General features: G+C 53.1%; 9 protein-coding genes. 8 read left to right on the top strand and 1 reads right to left on the bottom strand.

Annotated elements, in window-relative coordinates; genetic code table 11:
* Positions 1-37: 37 nt before the first annotated feature.
* Positions 38-3505 (bottom strand): DNA polymerase III subunit alpha, encoded by a 3468-nt coding sequence (gene dnaE, locus HY913_02140; GenBank protein MBI4962054.1) that lies wholly within the window; start codon positions 3503-3505, stop codon positions 38-40.
* A 618-nt stretch (positions 3506-4123) separates the two neighbouring features.
* On the opposite strand from dnaE, the gene HY913_02135 reads away from it, so the two are divergent.
* The 8 genes from HY913_02135 (at position 4124) to HY913_02100 (ending at position 14065) form a co-directional block, all read left to right on the top strand.
* Positions 4124-4822 carry an ABC transporter permease gene (locus HY913_02135; GenBank protein ID MBI4962053.1) on the top strand — a complete coding sequence of 233 codons (699 nt, stop codon included), beginning with the start codon at positions 4124-4126 and terminating at the stop codon, positions 4820-4822.
* 29 nt (positions 4823-4851) lie between these two features.
* Complete coding sequence (locus HY913_02130; protein MBI4962052.1) at positions 4852-5598, top strand: ABC transporter ATP-binding protein; 747 nt, start codon at positions 4852-4854, stop codon at positions 5596-5598.
* A 19-nt stretch (positions 5599-5617) separates the two neighbouring features.
* The gene (locus tag HY913_02125; protein ID MBI4962051.1) at positions 5618-6625 is read left to right on the top strand and encodes an MCE family protein; all 1008 of its coding nucleotides are present in this window, start codon (positions 5618-5620) and stop codon (positions 6623-6625) included.
* Between the two features lie 11 nt (positions 6626-6636).
* Positions 6637-8064 (top strand): hypothetical protein, encoded by a 1428-nt coding sequence (locus tag HY913_02120; protein ID MBI4962050.1) that lies wholly within the window; start codon positions 6637-6639, stop codon positions 8062-8064.
* Positions 8065-8384: 320 nt separating this feature from the next.
* Positions 8385-10067, top strand: coding sequence for a hypothetical protein (locus HY913_02115; protein MBI4962049.1), 1683 nt, complete (start codon positions 8385-8387; stop codon positions 10065-10067).
* Positions 10068-10201: 134 nt separating this feature from the next.
* Positions 10202-10660: a hypothetical protein gene (locus tag HY913_02110; GenBank protein ID MBI4962048.1), complete on the top strand. Its 459-nt coding sequence runs from the start codon at positions 10202-10204 to the stop codon at positions 10658-10660.
* Between the two features lie 369 nt (positions 10661-11029).
* Positions 11030-11263, top strand: a complete 234-nt coding sequence (locus tag HY913_02105; protein MBI4962047.1) for a hypothetical protein — start codon at positions 11030-11032, stop codon at positions 11261-11263.
* Positions 11264-11272: 9 nt separating this feature from the next.
* Positions 11273-14065: an ATP-binding protein gene (locus HY913_02100; protein MBI4962046.1), complete on the top strand. Its 2793-nt coding sequence runs from the start codon at positions 11273-11275 to the stop codon at positions 14063-14065.
* The last annotated feature ends 15 nt before the right edge of the window (positions 14066-14080 follow it).

Below are 14080 nucleotides of genomic sequence, written 5' to 3'. Positions count from 1 at the left end.
CTCAATCGTAAGGCCTTCTGGTTGGAAACGATCCATCCTATTCAAAAGACACCGCGGGGTAGCCGAATGCGTCGTGAACCTCCGCGACCATGGTGTCGGAAGCGTCGCAGGCCACTGATGAAAGGCTAATGACCGTTTCGGTGCGGTTCGGTATGACGACGTGAAGTTTCACAGGTATGCGGCCACGATGGCGGGATAAGATCTTCTTAAGGTCTCTTATTTGGTGAGGCCCTGTTCCGAGCGTCGAGATCATTATTCTTATTCCTTTGCCGAAATGCCTGGGCGCTTCTTCCAGAGGATGAATCTCACTTGCCAGGACTTTAGGCGAGTCAGTGTCACCTTCACGTGTCCCGACTATCAGCAAAGGCTCTCCCGATTCAAGCAAAGCCCGACCGGTTCGATAGAGGTCCGAAAAGACCGTGATCTCCACCACTCCTGCAAGGTCCTCCAAGGCCACAAAGGCCATACGTTCTCCTTTCCTAGTTGTTATCTCTTTGGTTTTCTTCACGAGGCCGGCTAACCTGACCGCCGAACCCGATGGGATTTCGCCAAGGGTGCCGGAAGAGGCGTTCACGTACTTCTTGATCACATCTTCATATTTCGTCAAAGGATGCCCCGTGACGTAGAACCCCATCAACTCCTTCTCGTGAGACAATTTGAGCTGGTCGTCCCATTCGGGCAGTTCAGGGATGGGGTCGTCCATGAAAGACTCCGGTTCGCCGGGAGCGCATTCCACTGAAAAAAGATTGAATTGGCCCTCTATCTTCTCTTTCTGGAAATTGTTGGCATGTTCCAACACCTTGTCCAGGGCTTCCATCATGGCTCGCCGTGAAGGTCCCAGTCCGTCGAAGGCGCCGCATTTGATCAGACTTTCGATGACTTTTTTGTTCACTTTGCGCAAGTCTACCCGCCTTGCAAAATCCTGAATAGTGCAGAACGGCCCAATTTCCGTCCTTGACTCCAGGACGGAGTTCACTGCTGTTTCTCCAACGTTCTTTACTGCGCCCAATCCAAAAATGATTTTTTCTCCGGCCACGTGGAAATCCTGAAAAGACTCGTTCACATGGGGCGGCAGTATTTCTATTCCCATGTCGCGACATTCGGAAATGTACAGTGTGATCTTGTCCGTATTTCCGGCTTCACAGCTCAACTGGGCGGCCATAAACTCAGCTGGATAGTGGGTTTTGAGATACGCTGTCTGATAAGTCACCATCGCGTAGGCAGCGGAGTGAGACTTGTTGAACCCGTAACCGGCGAACTTTTCCATGAGGTCGAAGATGTAAGCGGCTCTCTCAGGATCGATACGGTTTTTCGCGGCCCCTTTTTCAAATCGACTCTTTTGCTCTGCCATCTCCTGGGCTTTCTTCTTGCCCATGGCGCGGCGCAACAAATCGGCTTCGCCCAAGGAATAGCTCGCCAACAGGGTCGCGATACTCATCACCTGTTCCTGGTACACTATGACACCGTAGGTTTCCTTGAGTATGGGCTCGAGTTCAGCCAATGGGTATTCGATGGCGGTTCTGCCATGTTTGCGGTTGATGAAATCCTCCACCATTCCCGATTCCAGCGGTCCGGGACGGTACAAGGCCAAAATCGCTATAAGATCCTCGAAAACCGAAGGTTTGAATTTGGTCAGCACGTCCCTCATGCCTGAAGATTCAAGCTGGAAAATCCCGAGAGTCGTACCTTTGGAGAGAAGCTCAAACGTCTCCTTGTCATCCAGAGGTATGGAACCCATGTCCAATTTCTCTCCCCTGGACTTCTCAATCAGGCGTACAGCCTGATCGATAACGGTCAGCGTTTTGAGGCCCAGGAAATCGAACTTTACCAGCCCTATCCTTTCGACCCAGGTCATATCGAACTGTGTGATGGTCTCCTTGTTTTGGCCTACGTACAGGGGAAGGTGTTCCACGAGCGGTTTGTCGGAAATTACGATTCCTGCGGCATGGGTCGAGGCGTGGCGAGTCAGCCCTTCCAGCGCACGAGCAGTGTCCATGAGATCTGCCACTCCCCTGTCCTCTTGCATCTTGGCTTTCAGTCTGGGTTCCTCTTTAATAGCCTTGTCCAGAGTCATTTTAAGAGCATCCGGAATGAGCTTTGCAATCGTATCCGCCTCCGCGTAAGGAAATCCCATAACTCTGGCCACATCGCGAATCACTGCCTTAGCCTGCATTCTTCCAAAGGTGATTATTTGGGCAACTTTATCCTTTCCGTACTTTTGAGAAACGTACTCGATCACCTGATCGCGACCCTGCATGCAGAAATCAACGTCAATATCCGGCATGCTCTTGCGTTCCGGGTTGAGGAATCGCTCAAAGAGGAGCTTGTATCGAATCGGGTCAATGTCCGTTATTCCCAGGGAGTAAGCCGCTAAGGAGCCCGCTGCCGACCCTCGACCGGGTCCCACCGGAATGCCGTGTTCCTTCGCGAATCGTATGAAGTCTGCAACGATGAGAAAATAGCCTGAAAACCCCTTCTCCTGAATCAGTCGGATCTCGCGGTCCAGTCTCTCTCTGTATTGTCCTTCCAGGTCCGAGTTCAATTCGCCCCGTTCGATTAGTCTGGTTACGCGTCGCTCAAAACCGGCGTGGGCGTCCTTGTCGAATCGCTCTCTCAAAGTCTCGCCGGTGCCCAGGTCGAAGCGCGGCATGTGCACTCGGTCAAAGTCAAGGAGCAGGGAGCATTTCTCGGCTATCTGGCGAGTGGCTTTCAATGCCTCGGGAATGGAACGAAAGTCATGAGCCATTTCCTCCGGAGACTTGAAATAAAACTGGTCGGAAGCGAAGCTCATTCTACCCGGATCGTCCAATTGTTTTCCGGTCTGGATGCAGAGAAGGATTTCATGGGCCCTGTGGTCCGATCGATCGAGGTAATGACAATCATTGGTCGCCACGACGCCTATTTCGAGCTTCTTGCCCAGGGCGATCAATCCCGCGTTGGCCTTGCTCTGCTCGGGAAGCCCGTTCTCCTGCAATTCGAGGTAAAATCGGCCCTTATCGAAGACATCGCGATACCAGGTGGCTTGTTCTTCGGCTCGCTTCTCATCACCGGCGAGGATGGAGGCGGGTATTTCACCTGACAGACAACCGCTCAAGCAAATCAATCCCTCGTTAAACTTCTCCAATATTTCGTGATCCACTCTAGGCTTATAGTAAAAGCCTTCCTGGTAGCCCAGGCTCACCAGCCGGCAAAGATTCCGGTAACCTTTCTCGCTCTCGCACAAAAGGATCAGGTGATGATAGGCGCTCTCCCCTGCCCTCGCGGACTGCTCGAAGCGAGACCCGGGCGCAACATACACTTCGCATCCGATAATGGGCTTGATGCCTCCGGCCTTAACTTGAGAGTAGAATTCCATGGCTCCGAAAAGATTGCCGTGGTCTGTTACCGCGCAAGCCGGCATCTTGTAATCCTTGGCCCGGGCAATAAGATCCGGGATGCGGATGGCTCCATCCAAAAGAGAGTATTGAGTATGAAGATGCAGGTGAACAAAGTCGGCCGAAGGCATGCTTGCTCCTTATGTCCCTGAAATAACATAACTTTATTCTAATCAGAGAATCACCATATCACTCGCATGATCCAACTTCAATGGCATTGTGCAGGGCCGTGGAAGCATCCAATCCTTTTTTGGACAGGAGCGATAGGCCTCCCCGGCAACCGAACCATCGAGACGCTTTGACGGCACTAAAAGGATAGCCGGTGTAATGCGATTCATATCCGAAATGTTGTCAGGTTGTTGGTAGCGATTTCAAATGTGCGTCCTGAATGTATTTCCTTTATCACAAAGATATTGACATTTTTTAAAACTTTGGATTAGAATAACCCAAACCTTTGGCTGTGCCTTGCCAGGTCTAGTCCAGTTTCTCTCAAAGGTTCCGGGAAGGAACAACGAGAGAAGCGCCCCATATTCGGGGTATTGATTTCGATGAGGGCTCCAGTGTTCTGCCCTGGAAGGAACGGCACAATTGGTGATTGCGTTTTGGGTTGGGCCGGCAAGTGCCGGCTTTGCATTTGAGATCTTCCAAGGAAGGCACAATTGAGGCTTCTTGCATTCTTCGGATCACTGGCGCTTGGCCTGGTGGACTTGGTGCGCGTCTTTGTCGAAGAGGTCGGACAAATCTTGACCATGTTTTGCAGGAGCCTGGTCTGGCTTTTCAGGCCCCCATTCCGGGGTTTTGAATTTGTCAGGCAGATGGACTTTGTCGGATCTCAATCCGTGCTGCTGATTGCCTTGACCGGGGCGTTTACCGGTATGGTCATGGCTTTGCAAGGTTACAACGGCCTGCATCGCTATGGGGCAGAATCCATGGTTGGCGCAACAGTGGCGCTGGCTATGGCTCGTGAATTGGGTCCCGTGATCGCCGCGCTGATGGTCGTTGGCAGGGTGGGTTCCGCCATGACCGCGGAATTGGGCAGCATGAGGAACACCCAGCAGATTGACGCTCTTGCCAGCATGGCGGTGGATCCGGTTCACTATCTCGTTGTGCCCCGGGTTTTTGCAGCCACAGTGGTGCTGCCTCCGCTGGCAGGGATTTTCAGTTTCTCGGGAATGGTCGGATGCTACGTGCTCTCGATCTATTTTCTCGGGATTGACGGCGGGACCTTTATGGCCGCGGTTCGTTACTACGTAGAGGCGGACGACATAGTGCACGGGCTGATCAAGGCCCTGGTCTTCGGTCTCATATTGTCGTTGATAGCCTGTTACAAGGGTTTCTACGCGACGGGAGGAGCCCGTGGCGTAGGCATTGCGACGACCAAGGCGGTCGTTGCCTCATCTGTGATGGTGCTTGTTTCGGACTACATTATGACTGTGCTGATGTTTTAGGTCCGCGTGAGCACACTTTGGGATTTTCAATGATCCGACTGGAGGAAGTCCACAAACGATATGGTCAGCAGAAAGTGTTGGACGGCGTGAGCTTTGAAATCATGGCCGGCAGCGTCAGTACCATTATGGGACGGTCGGGTGCGGGCAAATCGGTTCTCTTGAGGCACCTGATAGGGCTGGAACAACCGGATAGTGGCAAGATTTTTATCGACAACAACGACATCGTGGGCATGGGCGCAAGAGAATTGAACAAGATTCGGAGACGTTTGGGCGTGCTGTTTCAGGACGGGGCGCTCTTTGATTCCCTTTCCGTGAAGGACAATGTGGCCTTTCCCCTTAGGGAGCACTTGCGGCTTTCGGAGAAACAGGTTGCGGACATCGTTCACGAAAAGCTCGCAGTCGTAGGCATGTCAGGTCACGAAGCCAAATATCCCGCGGCATTGTCAGGAGGCATGCGCAAGCGCGTCGGACTGGCCAGGGCCCTGGCCTTGGACCCGGAACTGGTGTTCTTCGACGAGCCGACCAGCGGGCTGGACCCGATTACCAAGGGCGTTATTTACCGCCTCATCAAGGATACGCACGCCAGGAGTTCCATAACCTATGTCCTGGTCAGCCACGACATCCAGGGCGTGTTGGATGTGTCCGATGAGGTAATGTTGCTGTTCGACGGCAGAATTGCCGCCAAGGGCACACCGGAGGAGATTCGGAACAGCGCGGACCCGGCGGTTCGCCAGTTCTTGACCGGCTCCCCGGAAGGCCCCATGGCGATTGAGTGAGCAGGAAGGGCAAACCCGTATGAATCGGTTCACCCTGGAAGCTAAAGTCGGGATTTTCTTTCTGGCAGCCCTGGCCATCTTCGGCTACGTCTGGGTGAAGGTTCTCGACATTGGCCTAAAGGAAGGGTTCATCCTCAAGACCCGACTCAAATCTGCGGAAGGATTGGTCCAGGGAGCCCAGGTTCAAATTGCCGGCATAAAAGTGGGCGCGGTGAAGGATGTTCTGTTTGACCCGGAGACCGGCAAGGCCCTGGCTGTCTTGGAAATCAACGACGCGTACAAAAATACGATTCCGGCTGATTCACGTGTGGCCCTGAGAACCAAAGGATTGCTGGGCGACAAATACGTGGTCATTGAGCCCGGGAAGCCCAATGTTCGCAAGCTCAAGGCCGGCGAGGAATTAACTCTGGTGTACGAGCCGACGGAACCGGAAAAGGTCTTTGAGAGCTTAGGGGTAATCACGCAGGATTTGCAGGCTTTGACCCGAGAAGCGCGAAAGCAGATGGTCGACGACAAAGGAAGCGAGAAGGTCGGCAATATTCTCGACAACACGGATGCCGCCACGAAGGATTTGAAGGAAATACTCGGCCGTAACAAGACCAAGATAAACCAGACTGTGGATAATACTGATAACCTCACTAAAGGTCTAAATGAAATTGTGATGCGCAACCGGGACAAACTTAACCGCACAATGGATGACATGGAAAAAACCGGTAACAAGTTCTCCAAGGTCGCATCGGATCTGGATGGCATCACCAAGGACATTCGCGAGGGAAGAGGCACGCTTGGAAGACTCATAAACGACGAATCCCTGTACCGGGATGCCCAGGGCCTTGTCAAAGATGTGCGAAATCTCTCCAATCGGATTCAGTACGGACCGGGAGTCATGGGGCGGTTGATTAACGATCCCGAGATGTATTACGAGGCTCGTCGCGCTATCCGCAACATGAATAAGACAGCGGAAGACGTTGGCGAAGCCACCCCCATAAGTACTCTGGCCGTCATTCTGGGCGCTTTCTTGAAGTAGGAAAAACCGTGATGAAAACGGCAACCATAGTGATTATGGCCGCCAATCAGCATCGCGGCTGCCGGCCAAGCGCGATGTCCCGTTGCCGATGTTTGGCCCGGTCCTGTCCCACGAGTGGAATCAGATTTCTTTCGGTTGCGGCCCTGTTTGTTTCCATCCTGGTTCTCGCGCAGCCCTCGTCTGCGCCGGGTTCCGCGTATGATTTCTTGCGCGTGACGACCCCCGGTACCCTGTTTGCAGTGGACCCGGACCTGACCATTCGTTCCATGAATCCTCGAGCGTCAGATAAGATCTGGACATTTGGAGAAGGATGGGGGCTTCCTCCGTTGTTCTTCCACTCGAGGGTACCCGGCACGTACGACAGGGTGGATTTTTTCTACCCATTGGGCGCGCGTGAAGAATCGACCTTCCAGAGCAAGCTCCGCTTCACCCCCTTCTTTCAGAGCCGGTGGGCCAAGCTGCCGCCCTTTGACGGATATTCCAGGTGCTTGACCCTGTATCATGGACGTTCGGATCTGGGACAGAATTACTGGGGCTTCTTTCCCTTTTACGGCTATACGTACCGCAGATACGGCGTTGACAAGAACTTCTTTTTTCTTTTCCCGCTCTATTACGAAAACACCGACGACGATGCACGGACCATTCGCATGCTCTGGCCGATCGTCACTTACGCGAACAGTCCAGGGAGATCCGCCATCAAAGTGTGGCCGCTTTTCGGGAAAGATACCGTTCGCAACGAGTATCATTCCACGTACTTCTTATGGCCGTTGTTTCAATCCACGGACAAGTACCCGGGAACCGATCAGGCATCATCGTACCGCGCACTGCTCTTTCCTGTGTATTCACGGCAAGACGATCGGTATTCTTCTACCACCAACCTCCTCTGGCCGTTATTCAGTTACTATCAACACTATAAGAGCGGCCACCGCCGGTATTCCTTCAGGCCTCTGTTTACCTATGGGACCGGGGGCGGGATAGAGGAGTTGAGTCTTTTCTATTTCTACTACTCCAAGAAGGATCGAAGACGGGGGACCTCGTCCAGCGGCGATGGATATATATCGGTGACAGACGACGAGGTGGCCACGGAGAAGAAATTTCTCTACCTCAGCAAGATCAAGAAGCGCTTCAGGAAAGGTTTGCTCGTCTACTCACAGTACACCTTCTGGCCCTTTGCGGAATATATCTGGGATCTGGAGAAAGGGACCCACCTGAAGTTCCCTGAAATCATCCCTGTCAAAAATGACTGGTGGGACCTGAACATGGGAAGGCTGCTCCGGTTCGTCGATTATCGCGAGAGCCCTATTAGTCGCGAGCTGAGCCTCGTGTTCGGATTAAGCCACAGGACCGAAATCAAGAATCATCCCCACATCTCCCGCCCACCCAGGCCCGGCGAAGACAACTGGCAGGAATTGATTGCCGGTTCCTTCGGAAAAAGATAGCCCGGCCGACAGCCTTTCATTTCTAAATCAAGATCCCGGATCAAAAACTCTCCTCCATCCTCAATGAAACGAGTGGCTCAATAACACAGCTTTAACGAAAGACGCCCGAGATTCGGGAGTCGTATTTCTTTCTTGACACCGTGTCACGTCATAGCGTATGCATAGAAAATGGCTCAATCTCTCGCATTTCTCGTCTAATTAGAAACCTTTTATCCCGATCATTGACTGCCCCTTCAAACGGTAGATCTCGGTGGAATCCGTCGTGGGCCCGTGCAGACTTAAGATCATTTCGGTTGGGTTGAATTTAAAGAGGGGTGGGTATGCGCCATAGGCTTATCGGGTTCCTTTTGGCCGCGACCCTGTTGTTGCCGGGAGCCGTCCGCGGGGGGCTGTGGGAGACTCGATTTTCGCACAAAGCGGATACATTCCTAGATTATAACTATGCTTCCCAGCTGGGGGATAATGGGTTCTTTGGCCCGTTTAATATAGACAATAGCGCCACCGGTAATTTTGCTCCGCTAAACGGATGGCTTGGGCAGAAAATCCTCTCCGGGGCTAGCGCCGCAACAGCCACTCTTACTACCATCATAAAGCCCACAATCAAATTCACTGAAGCGGTCCGTGTAAGCGCGGCTTATCAGATCGGCCCTTACGATGTTGCGACACAGCCCCGCTTATTTACCCCCATTTCCACAGGTAATTGGTTGTGGTGGACCATTGACGCCGACACGCCCTGGGGGCTCATTTACTATGGCAAGAGACGATTCGGCTACGGATTGTATCTTCAGTTTGGGGCAACCAGGACAGAAGAATTCATAGGCCTGGAAACCAACATCTTCGGCCCGCCGACAGACTATGAATTTGAAGACAGCCCGCGGGAATCCTGGGCCTGGCAAATGGCTTGGGGTGCCACGCGTTCTCCGGATCTCACTGTGGGTTTGGGCATTTACCCGTTGAGAAGAGGGAGCACGGCATATTGGGACCCCTCGGATCTTAACAGCGTCAGAAGCATGAATTTTACGGCGTACATGACTTATTTCTCGACATATTGCGAGTTCCAAGCCGGAACAATCTATTGGAGCTTCCGAGAAGGACCGGAATCCCAGCAAATTGCAAGACGAACCCCCCAGAATCCCAAGGCACGTGACAGCTTCCCGCCTTCAGAAACCTCTACAAGTGAAGGGTGGATTTACTTCATGTGGCGGAATGGCTGGCTTAGTGTAGCCTCGGAGTTGGACTGGTATTATCGGACCATTCGATTCCAGAGATCGGCCGATGGCACCTTTTTGGGAATCCCTGACAATACGGATGGAAGCGGCAGCTTGTTCGCACCTAGGTACATCGAATCGTGGCGTTGGGGGACCAAGATCACCGCGGCCCGCGGGCCTGCGATCCTCTCCATGATATATTCTCGTATGGCAGGGCCGGATCGACGTCACGGAATATTGATAGACCGGCAACCTTTTATCCAGGAAAGGGAACAAAGCGGGTCATCTTTTTTTTCCAACCATAGTGCCATAGTGGCCGGCACTTACGCCGGGGGCGTCAACGGATTTAGCGATATTCCCGGCGCATCCACGTTTGCAGCCAAGCTCAACTACTCTTTGGCCGCAAATCTGGATCTATGGTTTCGCGTTCTTACCGCCCGGAGGGTGTCGGGCAACTATGGCTGGGGATACGTTAGGCCGGAAACTGACCCAACCAAATTCGGCGCGGTGAATTATGCCGTTCGCGGTAGTTTCACGGACCCTTCACCTGCCGCACCCGACGATAACCTGGGATGGGAGATGGGTGTCGGTTTCGCATGGGAGCTTCTTTCGCGCTGGTCTATAGGATTAGGGGTAAACTATTGGAAACCGGGAAGATGGTTCAACTTCGGGTGTGTTGACAAGTCTGTGCCGAATTGGGAGGTCCCTACTTCCGCGAATATGTTTGGCATTAAGCCGGACCGAACTATTGATCCGGTCGTTACGGTAAACCTTCAGATTGACGGGGCGTTTTAGACGGCTTTTCCTCTTGAGGTTGTTTGGCATAATGGCCGATTTCCTAAACTTGCGGCTTGCGTACTGTTGACCTAAAATATCTTTAGGTGCTGACTCAATCCGAACCTTCGTCTTTTTACTGGGAGTGTCAGCTTATGGCCGGATTCAACAAGCTCAGACGATTGAGATTCGTTCCCTTGATTGCCGCAACACTTGTAGTGTGCGCGTGGTTCATCTTTTCAGGTCTCTTTGCCGGGGACGCCCTGGCCCAGCTAAGGCCGGAGGCGTTGGAGGATCGTCGTATCCAGTCGTTGGACACCAACAAGCCCAGGGCCACCCCTACCCCCACGCCCGCAGGTGTTGAAAAACATATTTACATAGTCCCTGAAATAACCCCTTCCCCCACGCCCGCTTCGAAGAGGCTCGCACCTCCCACGCAACCGCCGATCGACCAGAAAGCGGTGACAGACCTCACAAAAGAGATTAATGCCTTGCGCCAGGAATTGAAGAACCTGAGAATACAGCTGCAGAATCCGGCAACTAATGGAACTCCTAAACCCGAGCCAAAAAAAAATCGGCCACGGCAAGAATCTTCATTGAAGGATTGCCCTTAGTCCTTTCGAGGATTGCAGTGGATTTAATGCCACCCCACCAGTTGTGTCTCCATTGCGCTTTCTTGCCTTGACGACAGGCCGTTCATAATTCTACAATAATGACAGCGAAGACTCGAACCTTGTGGTAAGGGGTCCGAGATAAAATTATTACCCTCCAAGACACCACTTTCTCGTTCTTTTATATAGGCCTGAACGACGTAGTCTGCACTCTAGGCCGCATAGGAAGCTGAGAATAGACCAAAAGACGACCGCCGCCTGAGGCAACGTAAAAAGTGTCCGGAAACCTCCTCCGGGGATAACTTTGAAGTCTGTTGCCGGAGGCGGAAGCCTCGTTCCAATGCATGTCCTATCGGCCCAGGAGGTAAGCATATGGAAAGGCTCAGAATTCTGTTCCGCCAGAGAGAGTTTCACGCGTTGCTGTTCTGCGGCAGTCTGGTTCTGCTTAGTTGGCCGCTAGTCTCCTTTTCGGATGTAAATCGGCTGCAAACGATGTTCGTGTATCTTTTCTTGGCCTGGGCCGCGATTGTCCTCCTCCTGTTTTTGGTAAGCAGAAGCCTTGACGCGGGGAACGGATCTGATGACACCGAGAGTGGGAGCAAATAGAGGATTCCCATGCTTGACTCCTTGACTGTCATCACAGTGTTTTGCCTTTACATGATGTTGCTCTTCCTTACCGCGCTATGGGTGGAACGGAGGTCAGCGGCCGGAAGGAGTCTCGTCAACAATTCCCTTGTCTACAGCCTATCGCTGGCGGTCTACTGCACCGCGTGGACGTACTATGGCAGTGTCGGTAAGGCTGCAACGTCGGGACTGCTCTTTCTGCCCATATATCTCGGTCCCACTATTGCCATTGTCCTTTGGTGGACCGTCTTGCGCAAACTCGTCCGGATCAAGACCGTGCATCACATAACGAGCATCGCGGATTTTATTTCAGCCCGTTACAACAAATCGGAGACTGTGGCCGCGCTTGCCACTGTGATAGCTCTCGTCGGCACGATGCCGTACATCGCACTCCAGTTCAAAGCCGTCATCTCCACGTTTGCCATCATTACCTCTCCGGAAACGACTTCATGGATCGGAATGCATCTGGGCCCTGTGGTAGTGGCCCTAATGATCGTGTTTACCATTATCCTGGGCATCAGGCGGCTGGACCCCACCGAGAGGCACCCGGGCCTCATCATGGCGGTGGCGGTGGAATGCGTGGTGAAGCTGGTGGCTTTTCTCGCGGCAGGCATTTTCGTCACGTATTTCATGTTCGACGGCTTCGGTGACATTTTCGGGAGGCTATCCGAGAGCGTTCCAACCGCTCAGGTGAAGATCTGGTCAACTGACCACGCCTCTCCGGTCACGTGGGCCACTTATTTGATACTATCCATGTCCGCGATCATATTTCTACCCCGGCAATTCCATGTGGGCGTGGTGGAAAACTTCGACGAAAACCACATTCGCACGGCAATGTGGCTTTTCCCCCTGTACATGCTTTTGATCAACATCTTCGTGTTTCCCATTGCCATGGGGGGGCTGCTCCAGGGGTATCCGGCAACCGAGGCCGACACCTTTGTTCTGGATCTGCCGTTGCATGCAGGCCAAAAATGGCTGTCCGTTTCGGTTTTCATCGGTGGTGCTTCCGCAGCCACAGGAATGATTATGATCAGCTCCATCACCGTATCGACCATGATAACCAACCACTTGTTGTTGCCGATCGTAGGGTGGATCAAATGGCTGGGCTTCCTTAGGCGGCACCTGCTGAAATGCCGGTGGGTCTCCGTCGCGGGAATAATTGTTATCGGGTACTGGTTTGAACGACAAGTCGGCGAATCCTACATGCTGGTCAACATCGGCATGATCGCGTTCGCGGCTTCTCTTCAGTTTGCTCCTGTAATTTTGGGAGGGATTTTCTGGCGCCGAGGCAACAAGGCAGGCGCGTTGATGGGTTTGAGCGCGGGGTTCGTCATATGGTTTTATACCTTGTTGCTGCCGGCATTTGTGAGAAGCGGCTGGATATCTGACGGTCTGTTACGCAATGGTCCCTGGGGCATAGGGCTTCTGAGCCCGGAACAACTCTTTGGTGTTTTGCCTCTGGATAACCTCTCGCAGGCGGTGTTTTGGTCTATGTTCTTCAATATCGGCCTCTATGTCCTGGGGTCTCTCTACTTCAAGCAGAGCGAGGAAGAACAAAGCGTCGCTGAGGATTTTGTGGGCGCGCTCACCACGAGCGCGGCTCTGAGTCGTTCCAGCCACCGAGAGTCGTACATTGATGCGGAAGACAAAAGCAAGTTGATAGCCAGGCTGCTCGGCCAATACTTTGGCGAAACGGAAGCGGCTTCAATGACGGAAAAATGTCTTCAGGCCGCGGGGATCAAAGGAACGAGCCGGATTTCGATTGTGGAACTGGCCGGTCTTCATAGTGAGGTGGAAAAATCCCTGGCGGGTTCCATAGGGGCCGCTGCGGCCCACAAGGCACTCAGAGAGGCCAAGATCTTTACCGCCAACGAAGCAAGGGAACTCTCGGAAGTGTTCGCAGAGATCCTCGCAAGCTTGAGGGTGACCCCCGGGGAATTGGAGCGAAAAATAGACTACTATCAGGAACGAGAAGCCTTGCTCACCCAGCACGCGGCCGAATTGGAGGAGAAAGTCAAAGAGCGCACCCGGGACCTTCAGGCCGCGCAAGCTGAACTGATCAAACGCGAGAAGCTCTCCGTCCTTGGGCAACTCACAGCAATAGTAAGCCATGAATTGCGCAATCCCCTGGGAGTGATCCGTTCTTCCGGTTACTACCTGGCGCGGAAGTTCGGTAATTCAGAGGACAAGGTCAAGAAGCATCTTGAGCGAATCGAGCAGCAGGTAGGGCTATGCGACGCCATCATAGGGGAACTGCTGGAATACACCAGGGGAAGACGGTCCACTGTCGCGCATGGAGAAATCAATCCTTGGCTTGAAGAGATATTGGATCAGATGACTCCGCCGGACGGAATGAGGCTATTGCGCAAACTCTCTCCAATACTTCCGCCGGTGCACTTTGACCGGGAGAAGATGCGTCGCGTGGTGGTGAATCTCGTTGAGAACGCTGTTCAAGCTGTGGTCACTCGACAAGCCGCTGAGACCGAACAAAAGCGCGCCTATTGGCCGCAGGTGACCGTTACCACTTCTATTGCCGGCCACGGGGTCCGGATCGAAGTGGAAGACAACGGCATCGGCATGGATTCCGAAACCGCGGACCGCGCTTTTGAGCCACTTTTCACGACTCGCGCGCGAGGGACGGGATTGGGCCTTGCCATAGTCAGAAAAATCGTCGAAGAACATTCCGGATCAGTCTCCCTGAGAAGTTTGCCTAACGTCGGGACGATGGTCACCGTGGTCATACCAGGTGAGCCGCGATCGGGACAAAAACCAGCGGAAAACTAGTACAAATGGCAAAGG

This window comes from Desulfomonile tiedjei (genome assembly GCA_016212925.1).
Lineage (GTDB): Bacteria > Desulfobacterota > Desulfomonilia > Desulfomonilales > Desulfomonilaceae > JACRDF01.
The sequence above is the reverse complement of the archived record's forward strand: the minus strand, read 5'-3'. Positions and strand labels throughout refer to the sequence as shown.

Excerpts from the sequence above, each read along its gene's own strand:
- HY913_02110 (MBI4962048.1), top strand. The coding sequence starts at position 10,202 with ATGGCCGGATTCAACAAGCTCAGACGATTGAGATTCGTTCCCTTGATT.
- HY913_02135 (MBI4962053.1), top strand. The coding sequence starts at position 4,124 with ATGTTTTGCAGGAGCCTGGTCTGGCTTTTCAGGCCCCCATTCCGGGGT.
- dnaE (MBI4962054.1), bottom strand. The coding sequence starts at position 3,505 with ATGCCTTCGGCCGACTTTGTTCACCTGCATCTTCATACTCAATACTCT.
- HY913_02130 (MBI4962052.1), top strand. The coding sequence starts at position 4,852 with ATGATCCGACTGGAGGAAGTCCACAAACGATATGGTCAGCAGAAAGTG.
- HY913_02120 (MBI4962050.1), top strand. The coding sequence starts at position 6,637 with ATGAAAACGGCAACCATAGTGATTATGGCCGCCAATCAGCATCGCGGC.
- HY913_02105 (MBI4962047.1), top strand. The coding sequence starts at position 11,030 with ATGGAAAGGCTCAGAATTCTGTTCCGCCAGAGAGAGTTTCACGCGTTG.
- HY913_02125 (MBI4962051.1), top strand. The coding sequence starts at position 5,618 with ATGAATCGGTTCACCCTGGAAGCTAAAGTCGGGATTTTCTTTCTGGCA.
- HY913_02100 (MBI4962046.1), top strand. The coding sequence starts at position 11,273 with ATGCTTGACTCCTTGACTGTCATCACAGTGTTTTGCCTTTACATGATG.
- HY913_02115 (MBI4962049.1), top strand. The coding sequence starts at position 8,385 with ATGCGCCATAGGCTTATCGGGTTCCTTTTGGCCGCGACCCTGTTGTTG.